Raw genomic sequence first — 16637 nt, forward strand, 5'->3', positions numbered from 1 at the left:
CCGCCGGCAGGCCTGTTTGAGCATAGGCCGATTTGGTGGGCGGCGGTGCGTGGCCGGTCGGCCGCTGTCAGCCGGGGGCGAGGGTCACGGCGCTTCCTGGCTCAGCGCCGAGCGCCCGGCACTGTGGAACACCACGTCATCCTGCGGGGTGTGGATGCGGCTGCACAGCACGTTGCGGTAGTGCCGCTCCAGCGGGTTGTGCCGCGAAAGCCCTGGGTTGCCGCTGGCCTCGATGGCCAGCTCCACGGCCTGGATGGCGTTGTGCGTGACCAGTTGCTTGAGCTGCCCGGCGTGCTGCGCGGTGACCTGGCCGCTGGCCGCGGAGTCGAGCAGGTTGCGGTTGGCGAACAGCAGGGTATCGATGCGCCCGACCCGCTCCTGAAAGCGCGGCAGGCTGGCCAGCGGCTGGCCGAGGTTGGACGGCACCCGCTCGCGCAGGAAGCTCACCAGCCAGTCGCGTGCGGCCTGGGCCACGCCGTCGTAGAGGCTGGCCAGCAGCACCGCCATCCACAGCTGAGCTTCGCCATCGAGCTCGGCGCGCGGTGCGCTGGCCGGGCTGACGGCCACGGCATGCTCCAGCGGCAGCAGCACATCGTCGAACTCGACGCGGTGGCTGCAGGTGGCACGCATGCCCAGGTGATCCCACTCATCGACGATGCGGATGCCGGGGCTGTCCTTGTGCACCAGAAAGCCGCCCACCAGCGGGTCGGCATCGTCGCTGCGCGCCCACACCAGGTACCAGCTCAGGCCGTGGCTGCCGGTGGAGTAGAGCTTGGTGCCGGACAGGCGCCAGCCTTCGGCGGTACGCCGCGCGAGGGTCGCGGGTAGGCCGCCACGGGCCGGGGTGCCCAGCTCGGGTTCGACCCTGAAGGCATTGATCAGCGCGCCGTGCTCCACCGCTTCGCGGGCCAGGCGCTGGCGCAGCGACACCGGCCAGCGCTGGTCGTCCTGCAGGCGCACGTGCTGCAGGTACTGCATGACCAGAATCAGTGCGGTGGAGGGCTCGCCCTTGGCCACGGCGGCCACCACCTTGCGCGCGGTGGCGAGGTCGGCACCGGCACCCCCCAGCTCGCGCGGCACGGTGAGCGCGAGCAGGCCATGGCGTTGCAGCAGGGCAAAGTTGGCGGCGGGGAAGGCACCGCTGCGGTCCACCTCGGCGGCGCTGGCGGCCAGCTCGCGGGTCAGGGTAAACAGCAGTGGGTCCAGGTCGGCGAGGGCAGGGGCCGATTCGATCGAACGGTACGGCGCGGCAATAGAAGACAGGCTCATCAGGCACTCATCGCAGAAAATCCAGGGAGCACCCGGGGGTGCCGTCGTCCCGCCCCGAGTTGTGTGTGCAGATCGGCGGGCTTATGACCGTATGCGTTAAATTTTCTGCTGTAAAATTCTTTATGGTTATAAGCTAATGGCGATAATTAAACGATATTTGCATATTAGGATATTCATAAAATGCACTTCACTGATTTATGGCGAGCCGGTAGAGTCGCTCTACAATCGCCTTCAGGAGTGCACTGCATGCCACCCATTTCACGACTTCTCGCCCTCGCTGGCGCCTTGCTGCTGGCCGGGCAGGTGCTGGCCGAACCGCGTATCGAACTGCGTATCGGCGACCAGAAGGGCAACATGCGTGCCCAGCTGGAGGCCGCCGACGGGCTGCGCGACCTGCCGTATGACATCAAGTGGGCGGAGTTTCCGGCTGCCGCGCCGCTGGCCGAGGCGCTCAATGCCGGCGCGGTGGACGCCGGCATCATCGGTGATGCGCCGCTGCTGTTCGCCCTGGCGTCCGGCGCGCAGGTCAAGGCGATTGCCGTGGACAAGTCCGACGCCTATGGCACGGCGGTGCTGGTGGACACCGGGTCGGCGCTGCACGCGGCGGCCGACCTCAAGGGCAAGCGCATCGCCACCGGGCGCGGCTCGATTGGCCATTACGTGGCGCTCAAGGCGCTGGCCAGCGCGGGGCTGAGCGAGAAGGACGTCGAGTTCCGCTTCCTTGGCCCGGTGGATGCCAGGATGGCCCTGGCCAACGGTTCGGTGGATGCCTGGGCGACGTGGGAGCCCTACACCGCGCTGGCCGAAACCACCGGCCAGGGCCGGGTGCTGGTCAATGGTCGCGGCTTGTCCAGTGGCAACAGCTTTCTGGCGGCGACCGACAAGGCGTTGGCCGACCCGGCCCGACGCGCGGCGCTGCAGGACTACCTGGCGCGCCTGGCCAAGGCCCAGGTGTGGGCCAACCAGAACCTGGACAGCTACTCCAAGACCCTGGCGCAGATCATCGGCTTCCCGCAGGACGCGGCCCGGCTGCAGTTCGAGCGTCGCCAGTTGCGCTGGCAGGTCGTGGACGCCGGCACCATCGCCGAACAGCAGGAAACCGCCGACTTCTACCAGGCCCACGGCCTGATTGCCCAACGTCTGGACGTGGCGCCGACCTTTGCCGGCGGCTTCGTGCTGCCCGCCAGCGTCGCCGTGACCCAGGCCCACTGACAGGAGCTGACCCCATGCAACCGTTCAAACGTCTGCGACAACTGGCCATCGGCGCGCTGCTTGGCGCCAGCCTGGTCGGTAGCGCCAGCGCGGGGCAAACCCTGCGCATCGGTTACCAGAAATCCTCGACGCTGCTGATTCTGCTCAAGGCCCAGGGTACGTTGGAGCAGCAGCTGGCGCAGCAGGGCATACAGGTCAGCTGGCATGAGTTCGCCAGCGGCCTGCCGCTGCTGGAGGCCCTGAACCTGGGCAATGTCGATGTGTCGGCGGATGTGGCCGACACCGTGCCGGTGTTCGCCCAGGCGGCGGGGGCGCGGCTGACCTATTTTGCCCGCGAGACGCCATCGCCACTGGCCCAGGCCATTCTGGTGCCGGCGGATTCGCCGCTGCACAGCCTGGCGGACCTCAAGGGCAAGAAGGTGGCGGTGACCAAGGCCGCGGGGAGCCATTACCTGTTGATACAGGCCCTGGCCAGGGCCGGGTTGACCTTCAGCGATATCCAGCCGGCCTACCTGATCCCGGCCGATGGCCGTGCGGCGTTCGAGAACCGCAAGGTCGATGCCTGGGTCACCTGGGACCCGTTCGTGGCCAGCGCCCAGCGCCAGCAGCATGCGCGGGTGCTGAGCGACGGGCAGGGGCTGGCCAGCTACCAGCGTTACTACCTGGCGGGCAGCGATTACGCCAAGGCGCATCCGCAGGTGCTTGAAACCGTGTTCGGTGCGTTGCAGAAGGCAGGGCAGTGGACCAAGGCCAACCCCACGCAGGCGGCGCAGGTGCTGGGGCCGTTGTGGGGCAACCTGGATGTGGCCACGGTGGAGCAGGCCAATGCGCGGCGCAGTTACGACGTGCAGTTGGTGAAGCCGGAGCATCTGGCCGAACAGCAGCAGATTGCCGATGTGTTCTTTGCCCAGGGCCTGTTGCCGCGCAAGGTGGATGCGGCGGCGGTGTCGTTGTTCGAGCCGGTGGCAGGGCGCTGATTGCGGCTCGGCGGGTGAGGGCTGCCTGATCCACGGTGGGTTCAGGTTGTACGAGCGCTTCGCGCTCGATTCGCCGGCAAGGCCGGCGCCTACTGTGCTTGTGCCCGAAGCAAGCAGGAGCGGGCCTTGCCCGCTCCTGCGTATGCGGCCTGTCGGCCAGGGGCAGACCTCATACGGTCTGCTCAAGAGGTTCAGATCACCCGGAACCCATGGGTGCCATCACGCCCCAGCTGCGCCACCAACCCGAACTCCCAATCCAGGTACCCCTGCATCGCCTCACGCGGGTTGTCGGTGCCTTCATACGGCCGGCGGTAACGGTCGCTGCGCGGCACCGCCAGGTGCGTCTCGCCCGACTCCAGCGGCCGCCCCTCGGCAATCCAGCGGCCCGTACCACCCTCCAGCACGAACACCGGCACTCGGGTCAGGCGTTGCAGGTCCTGCGCCGCGAACCGCGCCAGCAAGCTGCTGCCGCAGGTCAGCACGTAACGTCCCGCCACCGGCAAGCGCTCCAGTGCCTGCTCCAGCTGTGCCCTGATCGCCCAGTGCGCACCCGGTATGTGCCGCTGCACGTAATTGGCACTGGTGGTGAAGTCGAGCAGCACCGTGTCGGCGTCGGCCTGCCACTGCACCAACTGCTCGGGGTCGATGGTCGAAGGCTGCGGCAACGCCGGCAACGGCGGCTGCCAATCACCCGTTTCGCTGAAGTCGCCTGCGCCCAAGCCATCGAGCACCGCCACCTCCCAACCCATCTGCGCCAACCACGACGCACTCATGTTGGCACGCACGCCATCGTCATCGATCAGCACGATGCGCGCCCCGCGCACACTGGCCACATGGTCGGTTTCCTGCACCAGCTGACCACCCGGCGTCGAGCGGCTGCCTGGCAGGTGGCCCCGGGCAAATTCCTCGGGGGTGCGCACATCGAACACATAAGTACTGCGATCGGCCTGGGCGCGCCACGCCGCCAGCGTCTGGCTGTCCGCACGCACGACGCCGGCCTTGTCGGCCACGGCGCGGGCCTGTTCGGCGGCGCGCTGCCGGTTGGCCGGGCTCACGTCGCCAAAGCGCCGCGATTGGCCATGGGCCAGGGTCTGCCCCGCCAATGTCCAGCCAATGGTGCCGTTGCGCAAAGCCGATACCGGGTTGGGAATGCCGGCGTTGACCAGCGACTGGGTGCCGATGATGCTGCGGGTGCGCCCGGCGCAATTGACGATCACGCGGGTGGCCGGGTTCGGTGCCAGCTCGGCCACCCGCAGCACCAGTTCGGCACCCGGCACGCTGATGCCGCCCGGAATGCTCATGGTCTGGTATTCGTCGAAGCGACGCGCATCCAGCACCACCACGTCGGCCTTTTCGTTCAGCAGTGCGTGCACTTCTTCGGCCGCCAGCGAAGGGGTGTGGCGCTGGCTTTCCACCAGTTCGCCAAACGCCTTGCTCGGTACGTTCACATCCTGGAACAGCTCGCCGCCGGCCTCGCGCCAGCCGGCCAGGCCGCCTTCGAGCAGGGCCACGTCGCTGTAGCCAAGTTGACCCAGGCGCTGGAGCGCAATCTGCGCCAGGCCCTCGCCATCGTCATACACGGTGATCGGTGTATCGCGCCGGGGCACTCGCGCGTAGATTTCGATTTCAAGCCTGGACAGCGGGATGTTGGCCGCGAACAGCGGATGTTCCACGGCGAAGGGCGCTTCTTCGCGCACATCGATCAGGGCCAGTTCATGCCTGGCCAGCAAGTGCTGGCGCAGGTGGGCGTAGGTGCGGATGGTCGGGGTGCTCATGGCGCAAGGTTCTCTTTTGACAGGTCCCACAGATTGGGCAATTGGGTGTTGGAATAACCGGAAATGAAGGGTTTCTCGCTGCCGTCGGCCAGGTACACGGCACGCCTGACCGCGCCGATGTTGGCGCCGTACACGTGGATGCTGATCGACACCTGGTCGTCGAAGGCATTGCTGACCTGATGGATGTCGCCGATGCGCGGCGACACCGCCTCGACCTGGCCGCGCTCGAGGCGCACCGGGCTGCCGGACGGCAGCAGCGCGCCGTGCTCGCTGCGGGCAAAACCCTGGGCGTATTCGGCGCCGCGCAGCATGCCGATCAGGCCCCATACCCGGTGGTCGTGGACCGGCGTGGTCTGCCCCGGCCCCCACACGAAGCTGACGATGGAGAAGCGCTGGCGCGAATCGCAGTGCAGCAGGTACTGCTGATAGCGTTCGGGGCTGGGCTGGGCCAGCTCTGGCGGCAGCCAGTCGTCATGGGCCACCAGTTGCTGCAACAGGCGCTGGCCATCATCGAGAAGGGCCGCTTCATCGGTTTCTCGGTCGAGCAGGCTGGCCAGTTCGTCGATGAACTGACGCAAGCGGTCCAGGCGAAGGGGGTCGGTCATGGTCGGGGCTCTGGCTACGGTTTCGAATCACCCTAGCAACCGCCTGATGATTCTCAAAATTCAAATTGAGCATAAGCTAATATGCGTAAAGTGAATTTTAAAGTCATTTCGTTATAAATCATTTTTTATATTAGGTTATGCCTAAAATGAATTTCACCAGGGGTGGCGGGCTCGGTAGCTTATAAGCGTTCGTTTTGAAGAAAGAACCTTCTATAACCAATAAGCTTTCTTCGCCCTCTTCAAGGAGCCCCCCATGAGCGTTCAATTCATCGGCATGATCGGCCACCGCCTGTCTTCGGAGACCCTCGATCCGGCTGGCCCGATCTTCGACAAGGCGTACATCACCCGTTTTGCCCAGGTGCACGAGCAGGCAGGCTTCGACCGGATTCTGGTGGGGTACTGGTCGGATCAGCCCGACGGCTTTCTGGTCACGGCCCTGGCCGGGCTGGCGGCGCCGCGTATCGGCTTTCTGCTGGCGCATCGCCCCGGCTTCGTGGCGCCTACCCTGGCCGCGCGCAAGCTGGCGACCCTCGATCACCTGCTCGACGGACGCCTGGCGCTGCACGTGATCAGTGGCGGCAATGACGGCGAGCAACGCAAGGACGGCGACTACCTCGACCACGACCAGCGCTATGCGCGTAGCGACGAGTTTCTGGAGGTGGTGCGCAAGGTCTGGACCCAAGACACCCCCTTCGATCATCACGGCACCTTCTACCAGGCGCAGAACGCCTTCTCCGCCATCAAGCCTTTGCAAAAGCCGCACCTGCCGGTGTTCTTCGGTGGTTCTTCGGCGGCGGCCCTGGAAGTGGCCGGCAAGCATGCCGATGTGTTCGCGCTGTGGGGCGAGTCGCTGGAGCAGACCCGCGAAACCATTCAGGCAGTACGTGCCCAGGCGGCCTTGCACGGGCGCCAGGTGCAGTTCAGCGTGTCGTTCCGGCCCATCATCGCCGATACCGAAGCTGCGGCCTGGGCCAAGGCCGATGCCATTCTCGATACCGCTCGCCAGCGCCTGGAGCGCGCCGGCCCGGTGGTGGCCAACAAGCCGCAGAGCGTCGGTGCGCAGCGCCTGCTGGACACCGTGGCGCAAGGCGAGCGCGTGGATGAGCGCCTGTGGACCGGTATGGCTGCACTGGTTGGCGGTGGGCACAACTCCACCGCGCTGGTGGGAACCCCCGAGCAGGTGGCCGATGCCTTGCTGGCGTACTACGAGCTGGGCGTGACCACCTTTCTGATTCGCGGGTTCGACCCGATCAACGACGCCGCCGACTACGGCCGCGAGCTGATCCCGCTGACCCACGCCAAGGTCGCGGCGCGCCAGGCACAACGCAGCGCCTGAACGGCGCAGCAACCCCAACCCCACCCCGAGACCGCACGCGCGGATCGCCTTGCCTTGTGCCGTACCGGCACCTGGAGACCTGCGTGCGAGATGCTCTGCAACGGGCCGCCACTGCGCGCCCGCATTCCCTGACCCTGAACCTCGATGCCCGCGAAGTGCTGGCCGGCTGCCTGTTCCTGGGCTTCGGCCTGACCGGGCTGCTGGTGGGCAGCGCCTATGCCAGCGGCACGGCGATGCGCATGGGCGCAGGCTACTTTCCCTGGCTGGTGAGCCTGGCCCTGTGCGGGCTGGGCGTGGCCTTGCTGGTGCGCGGCCTGTGGCTGGGCCGCGAGAAGGTCACGCTGGGCGGGCTGTTCATCGTCCGCCCGGCGCTGGCCATCAGTGCCAGCGTGGTGGCGTTCGCGCTGCTGCTGCCCAGCCTTGGCCTGGCGCTGGCGACCCTGTGCATGACGCTGCTCAGCGGCCTGGGCCGGCACAAGGCGCACCTGGGCGAACTGCTGGCGGTGGGCAGCGCGCTGGGGCTGTTCAGCGTGCTGGTGTTCGGCTACGGGCTGGGCCTGAACCTGCCGGCCTGGCCTGTCTGAGGAGCGACCCATGGAGCTGTTGGCACACCTGGGTATCGGCCTTGAAGCCGCCTTCACCCTGAACAACCTGCTGTACTGCCTGATCGGTGTGACCCTGGGCACGCTGGTGGGGGTGCTGCCCGGCCTGGGGCCGGTGGCCACCATCGCCATGCTGCTGCCGATCACCTACGGCCTGAGCCCGGCGGCGGCATTGATCATGCTGTCGGGCATCTATTACGGCGCCCAGTACGGCGGCTCGACCACGGCGATCCTGGTCAACCTGCCGGGCGAGTCGTCCTCGGTGGTGACCTGCCTGGACGGCCATGCCATGGCACGCAAGGGCCGGGCCGGGGCGGCCCTGGCCATTGCCGCGATCGGTTCGTTCATTGCCGGCAGCCTGTCGATCCTGCTGCTGGCCGCTGCTGCCGCACCGCTGGCCGAGGTGGCGCTGAAGTTCGGCCCGGCCGAGTACTTCTCGCTGATGCTGCTGGGCCTGGTGGCCGCCGTGGTGCTGGCCCAGGGCGACGTGCTCAAGGCCGTGGCCATGACCCTGCTGGGCCTGCTGCTGGGCCTGGTGGGCACCGACGTGAATTCCGGGGTGGAGCGCTTTACCTTCGGCCTGCCCCAGTTGAGCGACGGCATCAGTTTCGTGGTGATCTCGATGGGCATCTTCGGCATCGCCGAAATCATCGCCAACCTGGAGCGCAGCCGCGGCCAGCCGCCCCAGGTGGCGCGGGTTGGCAGCCTGATGCCGACCCGCGAAGACTACCGGCGCAGCTGGAAGCCGATGCTGCGCGGCACCGGCCTGGGCGCGGTGCTGGGCGTGCTGCCGGGGGGCGGGGCGATGCTGGGCGCGTTTGCCTCGTACATGGTCGAAAAGCGTATCGCCAGGCACCCCGAGCGCTTCGGCCAGGGCGCCATCGAGGGCGTGGCCGGGCCGGAGTCTGCCAACAACGCCGGGGCGCAGACCTCGTTCATCCCGATGCTGGTGCTGGGCCTGCCTTCCAACGCGGTGATGGCGCTGATGGCCGGGGCCATGATGATCCACGGCATCGTGCCGGGCCCGCAGGTGATCGACGAGCGCCCCGAGCTGTTCTGGGGGCTGATCGTGAGCATGTGGATCGGCAACCTGTTGCTGCTGGTGCTCAACCTGCCGCTGGTGGGGATCTGGGTGCGGCTGCTGTCGGTGCCGTACCGCCTGCTGTACCCGTCGATCCTGCTGTTCTGCTGCATTGGCGTGTACAGCGTCAACAACAGCCTGTTCGACGTGCTGCTCACGGTGGCGTTCGGGTTGCTGGGCTACCTGTTCATCAAGCTGCGCTGCGAGCCGGCGCCACTGCTTCTGGGTTATCTGCTCGGCCCGTTGATGGAGGAGAACCTGCGCCGGGCGATGCTGCTGTCGCGGGGCGACCCCACGGTGTTCGTCACCCGGCCATTGAGCCTGACCCTGTTGATTCTGTGCGTGCTGGCGGTGGGGCTGATGCTCATCCCGCGGGTGCGCGCCACGCGCCATGTGGCCTTCAGTGAAGACTGAGGGCTGCTTCAACCCTGACTGTTCCAGGACCTTTGCATGAAAATCATCCTACCGCTCAAGTTTGCCCTGGCCGCACTGGCCCTGGGCGTTGCCGCACTGGCCCAGGCCGATGCCTACCCGAGCCGCGCCGTGACCCTGGTGGTGCCGTTCCCGCCGGGCGGCGCTGCCGATACCGTGGGGCGCTACTACGCCGAGCAGTTGTCGGCCTCGCTGGGCCAGCCGGTGGTGGTCGACAACAAGCCCGGTGCCGGCACCGCAATCGCCGCCGAGGCGGTGGCCAAGGCCAAACCCGATGGCTACACGCTGTCGCTGGCCACCGCCGGGCAGCTGACCATACTGCCCAACCTGCAGAAGGGCCTGCGCTACGACCCGCTGCAGGACTTCACGCCCGTGGCGGTGCTGGCCTCGGTGCCCAACGTGGTGGCCGTACCGGCTGCCAGCAAGGTCGACACGCTGCAGGCGCTGATCGACCAGGCCAAGGCGCGCCCGGGCGCGTTGAGCTATTCGTCGTGCGGCAACGGCACCCTGTGCCACCTGTCCGGGGAGTTGCTGAAGAACCTGGCGGGCATCGACCTGCTGCACGTGCCGTACAAGGGCAGTGCGCCGGCGGTCACGGCGGTGCTGGGCGGCGAGGTGGATGTGGCGGTGGATACCCTCACCGTGCTGGCCCCGCAGATCCAGGCCGGCAAGCTCAAGGGGCTGGTGCTCAGCAGCGCGCAGCGCTCGCCGTTGCTGCCAGGGGTGCCGAGTGCCAGCGAGGCAGGCCTGCCGGGGTTCGAGGCATCGGGCTGGTTCGGCCTGGTGCTGCCCAAGGGCGCTTCGCCGCAGCTGGTCGAGCAGTTGAGCGCGGCGATTGCCGCGATTGCCCAGGCGCCGCAGACCGCCGAGCGGTTCGCGCAGAACGGGATCAGCGTCGAGCACAGTACCCCGGCGGGGTTTGCCAAGCTGATCGCCGATGACGGCGCACGGTGGGGCGAGGTGATCCGGGCGGGCAACATCACGCTGGAGTGAGGCCCGCTGCCTTGGCTGATGCGGGGCAGGGCGGGGCTGCTACAGCGCCAGCCGCTGCGCCGTGACGCTGCCGAACAGCTCCACCGGCTCCTGCAGGTTGCCCAGGTAGCTGGGGTGAAACAGCCACAGGTCGACCTGGGGCTTGAAGTCGCTGACGTTGACCACTTCAAGCAGGTCGCGATGACGGCTGGCGGCCAGCAGCGGCTCGGGCACCAGCCCCAGGCCCTGGCCGTTGGCGACCAGGCCCAGTTGCAGTTCGGTGCCGAAGGTTTCCAGGTTGATCTGCAGCGACAGCCCCTGCTCGCTCAAGGCGCGCTGCAGGCCGGCGCGAAACCCGCAGCCGTCGGGGTTGAGCACCCAGCCCTGGCTGTAGCAGTCCTTGAGCTTGTAGCTGCGCTTGCTGGCGCTGCCCTTGGCGGCCACCACCCGCAGGTGCATGCGGCCGATGGAACGGCTGGCGATGCCTTCGGGGAAGATCTTGCCGGAGGGGAACAGCGCGGCGGCCGCATCCAGCTCGCCGTTTTCCATCCTGGCGATCAGCGCGCTGCCCCAGCCGCTGGCGACCTGGGTCCGCAGCTCGGGGTAGGCCTGGCGAATCTGCGCCAGGGCATCGAGCAGCACCACATCGCCGATGGTCTGCGGCACGCCCAGGCGCAGGGTGCCGCTGGGCGAGCCGTGGCTGGCCACCAGCTCGCGCAGGGTGTCGATCTCGCGCAGGATGGCCTTGCACTGTTCGTACACGCGCCAGCCCATGGGCGTGGGCTTGAGCGGCTTGGTGTTGCGGTCGAGCAGGTTGGTGCCCAGGTCTTCCTCGAAGTTCTGCACGCGTCGTGTGATGGCCGGCTGCGTCAACTGCAGCGACTGCGCCGCAAGGTTGGTCGACTGGCAGCGGATGACGGCGACGAAGGCGTCCATGTCATCGATCTTCATATTCGGCTCTCACATAGTCTGGCGTTGAAAAATGTCATTCAAGAATAATCTTTTTTGCTCGGCCAGGTAGAAAGCGTGTACAGGTTTTTTCAACGCGCCAGCGCTGCCCAGATCTTGCTGCGCAAGTCGCGCTCGCTGAACGGCTTCTGGATCACCGTCGAATGGCTCAGCCCCAGCACGTCGGTATTGGCATAGCCAGTCACGAACACCACCGGCAACTGCGGGTAGGAGCGCTTGACCAGGGCTGCCAGCTCGCCGCCGGTCATGCCCGGCATGGCGTAGTCGGTCAGCAGCAGGTCGATCTCGGGGCTCAGCATGTTCAGTGCATCCGGGCCGTTGCGCGCCTGCACCACCTTCAGGCCAAACGATTCCAGCAAGGTGGCCGTGAGGGTACGCACGGTGCTGTCATCGTCCACCAGCAGGATGGTCGAGCCCAGCGGCTGATGCGGTTCACTCACCGGCGCAGGGCTGGGCAGCACGGCCACGGCGTCGCCCTGGATCCGCGGCAGGTACACGCTGACCGTGGTGCCGACATCCAGGGTGGTTTCGATGCGCACCCCACCACCGGACTGCTTGGCGAAACCGAATACCTGGGCCAGCCCCAGCCCCGATCCATGCCCCACCGGCTTGGTGGTGAAGAACGGCTCGAAGGCCCTGAGCAGGGTGTCCTCGTTCATGCCGCTGCCCGAGTCGACGATGGAGAACACCACGTAGTGGCCGGGTTCCGGGTCTTCGGGCCGCAGGGGCGCGGCCTCCACGGTGACGTTGTGGGTACGCAGCAGCACCGAGCCGGGCCCGTTGGCCATGGCGTCGCGGGCGTTGATGATGAGGTTGAGGATGATCATCTCGGTCTGGGTCAGGTCCGCCGAGGCGGTCCACAGGTCCGGGGCCAGCGACATCTCTACCCAGATATTGGCCCCCAGCGCCTTGTTCAGCAGGCTCTGCATGCCGCGCACGGTGGCGTTCAGGTCCACCGGGCGCGGTTGCAGGCGCTGGCGGCGCGAGAACGACAGCAGCTGGGCCGTGAGCCGGGCGCCACGTTCACCGGCATCGGTGATGTGTTCCAGCCGGGTGCGGGCCTTGTCCAGGTTGCCGCGGGCAATGTCGCGCGTGGCAAAGGTCGCGCTGGTGAGGATCACCGTGAGCAGGTTGTTGAAGTCGTGGGCCACTCCAGCCGTCAGCTGGCCGACCACTTCCAGGCGCTGCATCTGCTGCAGCGTGGCTTCCACGCGTTCCTTCTCGTCGATCTGTTCGCGCAGGCGCTTGTTGGTGGCGGCCAGTTCCTCGACCACCGCACGCTCATCGGTGATGTCGCGCACGGCGGCGTACATCAGGCCGTTCTCCGGCACGATGGTCCAGGACAGCCACCGGTAGTCGCCGTTGGCGTGGCGCATGCGGTTGACGAAGCGGGTCGATACGTTGCCGCTGGCGATGCTGCGGGTTTCCTTGATGGTGGCGTCCAGATCGAGGGGGTGGATCAGCTCCCACAGGCGCAGGCTGCCGATCTGGTCCCGCGACCAGCCCAGCGCCGCCTCCCAGGCCGGGTTGAAGTTGATCGGGGTCATGTCGAAGCGCAGCACCCCCAGCAGTTCACGCGACAGCTCCCAGGTGCGGTCGCGCTCGCGGGTGCGTTGCTCTACGCGCTCGCCCAGGGTTTCGGTCAACTGCACCAGGGCCTGGGTGGCGACCTTGCGCTCGCTGATGTCCTGCATCACCCCGCTGAAACGCACGCAGCGGCCATCCTTGAACAGCGAACGGCCGTTGGAGTTGATCCAGCGCAGGCGACCGCCCGACAACTGCACGCGGTACTCGGCATGGAACACCGATTCGCAGCTCAGGGCCTGCTCGACCTTGGCCCGCAGCATAGCCCGGTCGTCGGGGTGGCAGTGCTCCAGCACCTGGTCAAGGTGCAGGTTGCAGCTGGGCGTGACTTCGTACAGGGCGCGGCAGCGCTCGTCCCACAGCACCGAGCCGCTGGGCACGCTCAGTTCCCACACGCCCATCTCCGCAGCCTGGATGGCCAGGCGGGCGCGGGTCTCGACCTCTTCGAGGGCGTTTTCCGCAGCGCGGCGCTTCTCGCGTTCGCGCACTTCGAGCACGGCGCGGCGGATGGCCTTGGGCAGCACCTTGAGGTTCTGCTTGAGCACGTAGTCGACCGCGCCCAGGCGCATGGTCTCCACCGCCTGCTGTTCGCCGAAGATGCCGGACAGGAAGATGAACGGCGTTTCCGGGGCCGCCCGCTGGGCCACCTCGAGCACCTGGATGCCCGACGAGGAGGGCAGCAGGTAGTCGCACACAATCACGTCGAAGGTGTGCTGCTGCATGGCCTCGCAGGCGCCGATGTGATCGTGTACCACCACCGGGTCGACCTGCAGGCCATAGCGCTCCAGCGTCAACAGCGTGAGCTCGACGTCGTGGGTGCTGTCTTCGATCAGCAGCAGCTTTATTCTGGGGAGCGGCGTCGGCGCTCCGGGCTCTCGTCTAGGCATGTCTTGTCATCATGACTTGGGGCGACGCACGACCCGGGTGGAACCGGGCGGTGGCTCGTTGAGCACGGCCCAGAAAATCCCCAGGTCGGAGATGGCGCCGACGAACTCCTTGAACTCCACGGGTTTGACCACGTAGGCATTCACGCCCAGCTGATAGGCGCGGTCCAGGTCCGGCTCTTCGCGGGACGAGGTCAGCATCACCACCGGAATGCTGCGCAGGTCGGCCGAGTCGCGCACCTGTTCGAGCACCTCCAGGCCATCGACCTTGGGCAGCTTGAGGTCGAGCAGCAGCACTGCCGGGTTGCCTTGCGGGCGGTCGGCATGGCTGTTCCTGCGGAACAGGTAGTCCAGCGCCTCGGCGCCGTCGCGTACCACGATCACCTCGTTGGCCAGCTGGCTGCGCTCGAGCGCGAGCAGGGTCAGTTCGAGGTCGTTGGGGTTGTCTTCTACCAGGAGTATCGGTTTGAGCATGGAGCGCCCTCGTGTGGGTCATGCAGTGGGCATGAGGGTTTTCTTTGGAAGTGAAAAATAGAACGTCGCGCCCTGGTCCGGGACACCGTGGGCCCATACCGTGCCGCCATGGCGCTCGATGATGCGCCGCACATTGGCCAGGCCGATGCCGGTGCCTTCGAACTCTTCCATGCGGTGCAGGCGCTGGAACACGCCGAACAGCTTGTTGGCGTACTGCATGTCGAAGCCGACGCCGTTGTCGCGCACGCTGATCACGTGGGCGTCGTCGCGTTCCTGCACGTCGACCTCGATCAGCGCCACCGGCCGGCCGCGGGTGTACTTGATGGCGTTGGCGATGAGGTTGCGCAGGGCCAGGTGCAGGAAGGCCGGGTCGGCCACCACGATCGGCAGGGCGTTGAAGGTCCAGCGGATGTCGCGGCCCTCGTAGTCGGGCAGCATCTCCAGCTTGATGGAGGCGACCATCGCCGACAGGTTGACGTCGGACAGGTGCATGGCGCACCGGCCCATCTGCGAGAAGCTCAGCAGGTTGTCCACCAGTGTGCCGGCGAACTTGGCGGAGTTCTCGATGGTGCCCAGAAAGCGCAGGCTGCGCTCGGACATGTTGGCGCCTTCGGCATCGCTGAGTAGCTCGGCGTAGCCGGCGATATGACGCAGCGGCGCGCGCAGGTCGTGGGAAACGCTGTAGGAGAAGGCTTCCAGTTCCTTGTTGGTCTTTTCCAGGGATTCGGACAGTTGCGCCAGTTCTTCGGCCTTGCGCAGCACGATGCCGAGGATGGCCTGGCGCAGCTCCTGCACGCCCTCGATTTCGCTGGGGTCCCAGGGGGTCGAGAAGCCTTCGACGATCTGCTGCCACTGCTCGAAGCTTTCGCGCGGGTTCAGCGAGCCGCTCTGGGCGATGCTTTTTTCCGGGCGGCCGGCCCAGTGCACCACCTGGGACTGCTGGGGTTTGAACCAGATCAGGTAATGCGGGTGCAATTCGGAAATGGACACGGCAAGGATGCCGCTGGCCATGTCGGCCAGCCCCGTCAGGTGCGGGATATCGCGCCCGGCGTTGTCGGTATGGAACACCTCGGCGTCGCCGCGGGCGGTCAGCCAGCCCACCAGGGCCATGATCCGCGCCTGGGGCGGGGTGTGCCCGTAGGTGTCGCAGCCGGTGCTGGACACCACTGCGGCACCGGCGGCGCCGACGAAGTCGGTGAAGATGTCGGGCAGGGCGCGCAGGCCCAGGCGCACGCTGTCCTGGTCGGCGATGGCGCCCAGCAGTTGCACGATGCGCTGGCGGATCTCGAGCATGCGCGCGTGGCGCAGGTGGGCTTCGCGGGTCTCGATCTGCAGCGACAGCACCCGGCCCAGCAGTTCGCAGGCGGTACGCACCTGAAAGCTCACGCTGCGCGGGGTGCGGTGATGACACGACACCAGCCCCCATAACCGGCCCTCGACCACGATGGAAACCGACATCGAGGCCCAGGTCTGCATGTTGCGCATGTATTGCAGGTGCACGGGCGAGACGCTGCGCAGGGTCGAGAAGCTCAGGTCCAGGGGTTGGCCGGTGAGCAGGTTGGCGGCCGGCAGCAGGCGCGCCGGCTGGTAGTCGGCATCCTCGATCACGCGGATGCGGTTGGCACAGTACAGCGCCCGGGCCTGCGCCGGGATGTCCGAAGCAGGGAAGCACAGGCCCTTGTAGCTGGGGTAGTCGTCGTCGACCAGCTCGGCGTTGACCAGCCCGTTGCCCTCGGTGTCGAAGCGGTAGGACTTGACCCGGCCGAACCCGGTCAGGCGCTTGATCACGCGCACCGCCCGCTCGCACAGCTCGTCGATACTCTCGCTGTCCGGTGCGCCGCCAACGAAGGAGCGCACCAGCGGGTACAGGCGCGAGCTCGGCGCCGGCACAGCGGCCGGACGCTGGAATTCGGCGATCAGCACCTGGTCGTGGCGGTGCAGCATCATCGGCAGGCGCTGCGCCTGCTGGCCGATCAGAAACTGTACGTCGGCCACGTGATAGGGCTGGGACTGGTCTTCGTCGAGTTCGCCCAGCTGCTCGACGAAACTGCAACCGTCCTGCACCACCGCATCGAAATGCACGCCCAGCAAGGCGTCGATCTCCACCCCCAGCCAGTCCGGCAGGTTCTCGCTGACCTGGCGGATCAACATGGCCGGCTCCTGCACCACGACCATGAACCCCTGGGGCTGAATGCTGCCGGGGGTACGGATCTGTTCACGGGCGCAGTTGGCCAGGGCGATCTGGAAAGCGTCGCTGGGGTGGGTGGTGGTCACAAGATCCCTCCTGAAGGCGTGTTGGCAGGCCGTGCAGGGGAAGGGCACAAGCGATCCCGGCCAAGTGTAGAAAGCGCGGACAAGGTATCAAATCCTGTGGTTTCACGATGCTAAAACTGATCCTTAGCTGATGAATTGGTTCAGTTTGATAGCGTTTTGCCCGTGCCCTGGCGCCGCCGCGGCCCGATCCA

At 66.9% G+C, this 16637-nt stretch carries 13 protein-coding genes; 6 read left to right on the forward strand and 7 right to left on the reverse strand.

Features of this window, described 5'->3' with window-relative positions:
* Positions 1–84: 84 nt before the first annotated feature.
* Positions 85–1269, reverse strand: coding sequence for an acyl-CoA dehydrogenase family protein (locus NP552_RS17485; RefSeq protein WP_054914345.1), 1185 nt, complete (start codon positions 1267–1269; stop codon positions 85–87).
* Between the two features lie 246 nt (positions 1270–1515).
* Between NP552_RS17485 and NP552_RS17490 the strand changes: the two genes are divergently transcribed.
* Positions 1516–2481: an ABC transporter substrate-binding protein gene (locus NP552_RS17490; RefSeq protein ID WP_267498604.1), complete on the forward strand. Its 966-nt coding sequence runs from the start codon at positions 1516–1518 to the stop codon at positions 2479–2481.
* A gap of 14 nt (positions 2482–2495) precedes the next feature.
* Positions 2496–3458, forward strand: coding sequence for an aliphatic sulfonate ABC transporter substrate-binding protein (locus NP552_RS17495; protein ID WP_043864039.1), 963 nt, complete (start codon positions 2496–2498; stop codon positions 3456–3458).
* Positions 3459–3649: 191 nt separating this feature from the next.
* Here NP552_RS17495 and NP552_RS17500 read toward each other — a convergent pair whose 3' ends face one another.
* A complete protein-coding gene (locus NP552_RS17500; RefSeq protein ID WP_229590199.1) occupies positions 3650–5233 on the reverse strand; it encodes a rhodanese-related sulfurtransferase in 1584 nt (527 codons plus the stop codon).
* Positions 5230–5838, reverse strand: a complete 609-nt coding sequence (locus tag NP552_RS17505; protein ID WP_088514431.1) for a cysteine dioxygenase — start codon at positions 5836–5838, stop codon at positions 5230–5232. The genes NP552_RS17500 and NP552_RS17505 overlap by 4 nt, the downstream gene beginning before the upstream one ends.
* Before the next feature lie 253 nt (positions 5839–6091).
* Here NP552_RS17505 and NP552_RS17510 point away from each other — a divergent pair, with 253 nt between their 5' ends.
* The 4 genes from NP552_RS17510 (at position 6092) to NP552_RS17525 (ending at position 10282) form a co-directional block, all read left to right on the forward strand.
* Positions 6092–7174, forward strand: a complete 1083-nt coding sequence (locus tag NP552_RS17510; protein ID WP_210014123.1) for an LLM class flavin-dependent oxidoreductase — start codon at positions 6092–6094, stop codon at positions 7172–7174.
* Between the two features lie 83 nt (positions 7175–7257).
* Positions 7258–7758, forward strand: coding sequence for a tripartite tricarboxylate transporter TctB family protein (locus NP552_RS17515; RefSeq protein ID WP_235593657.1), 501 nt, complete (start codon positions 7258–7260; stop codon positions 7756–7758).
* A 10-nt stretch (positions 7759–7768) separates the two neighbouring features.
* Entirely contained in the window at positions 7769–9271 is a 1503-nt protein-coding gene (locus NP552_RS17520; protein ID WP_043864035.1) for a tripartite tricarboxylate transporter permease, read from the forward strand.
* Positions 9272–9307: 36 nt separating this feature from the next.
* The gene (locus NP552_RS17525; RefSeq protein ID WP_054914351.1) at positions 9308–10282 is read left to right on the forward strand and encodes a Bug family tripartite tricarboxylate transporter substrate binding protein; all 975 of its coding nucleotides are present in this window, start codon (positions 9308–9310) and stop codon (positions 10280–10282) included.
* A 39-nt stretch (positions 10283–10321) separates the two neighbouring features.
* On the opposite strand, the gene NP552_RS17530 is transcribed toward NP552_RS17525, so the two are convergent.
* The 4 genes from NP552_RS17530 to NP552_RS17545 all read right to left on the reverse strand — a co-directional run bounded on the left by NP552_RS17530 (position 10322) and on the right by NP552_RS17545 (position 16446).
* A complete protein-coding gene (locus NP552_RS17530) occupies positions 10322–11212 on the reverse strand; it encodes a LysR family transcriptional regulator (protein ID WP_054914352.1) in 891 nt (296 codons plus the stop codon).
* An 89-nt stretch (positions 11213–11301) separates the two neighbouring features.
* Positions 11302–13701, reverse strand: coding sequence for a hybrid sensor histidine kinase/response regulator (locus tag NP552_RS17535; RefSeq protein ID WP_043864032.1), 2400 nt, complete (start codon positions 13699–13701; stop codon positions 11302–11304).
* A 9-nt stretch (positions 13702–13710) separates the two neighbouring features.
* Complete coding sequence (locus NP552_RS17540) at positions 13711–14172, reverse strand: response regulator (RefSeq protein ID WP_043864031.1); 462 nt, start codon at positions 14170–14172, stop codon at positions 13711–13713.
* An 18-nt stretch (positions 14173–14190) separates the two neighbouring features.
* Positions 14191–16446, reverse strand: coding sequence for an ATP-binding protein (locus NP552_RS17545; RefSeq protein ID WP_254999888.1), 2256 nt, complete (start codon positions 16444–16446; stop codon positions 14191–14193).
* Between the last annotated feature and the right edge of the window lie 191 nt (positions 16447–16637).

The organism is Pseudomonas sp. 8209 (assembly GCF_028682105.1).
GTDB classification, from domain to species: Bacteria; Pseudomonadota; Gammaproteobacteria; order Pseudomonadales; family Pseudomonadaceae; genus Aquipseudomonas; species Aquipseudomonas palmensis.

Coding starts and splice junctions, on each gene's coding strand:
- NP552_RS17485 (WP_054914345.1), bottom strand. CDS start 1,269: ATGAGCCTGTCTTCTATTGCCGCGCCGTACCGTTCGATCGAATCGGCC.
- NP552_RS17490 (WP_267498604.1), top strand. CDS start 1,516: ATGCCACCCATTTCACGACTTCTCGCCCTCGCTGGCGCCTTGCTGCTG.
- NP552_RS17495 (WP_043864039.1), top strand. CDS start 2,496: ATGCAACCGTTCAAACGTCTGCGACAACTGGCCATCGGCGCGCTGCTT.
- NP552_RS17500 (WP_229590199.1), bottom strand. CDS start 5,233: ATGAGCACCCCGACCATCCGCACCTACGCCCACCTGCGCCAGCACTTG.
- NP552_RS17505 (WP_088514431.1), bottom strand. CDS start 5,838: ATGACCGACCCCCTTCGCCTGGACCGCTTGCGTCAGTTCATCGACGAA.
- NP552_RS17510 (WP_210014123.1), top strand. CDS start 6,092: ATGAGCGTTCAATTCATCGGCATGATCGGCCACCGCCTGTCTTCGGAG.
- NP552_RS17520 (WP_043864035.1), top strand. CDS start 7,769: ATGGAGCTGTTGGCACACCTGGGTATCGGCCTTGAAGCCGCCTTCACC.
- NP552_RS17525 (WP_054914351.1), top strand. CDS start 9,308: ATGAAAATCATCCTACCGCTCAAGTTTGCCCTGGCCGCACTGGCCCTG.
- NP552_RS17530 (WP_054914352.1), bottom strand. CDS start 11,212: ATGAAGATCGATGACATGGACGCCTTCGTCGCCGTCATCCGCTGCCAG.
- NP552_RS17535 (WP_043864032.1), bottom strand. CDS start 13,701: ATGCCTAGACGAGAGCCCGGAGCGCCGACGCCGCTCCCCAGAATAAAG.
- NP552_RS17540 (WP_043864031.1), bottom strand. CDS start 14,172: ATGCTCAAACCGATACTCCTGGTAGAAGACAACCCCAACGACCTCGAA.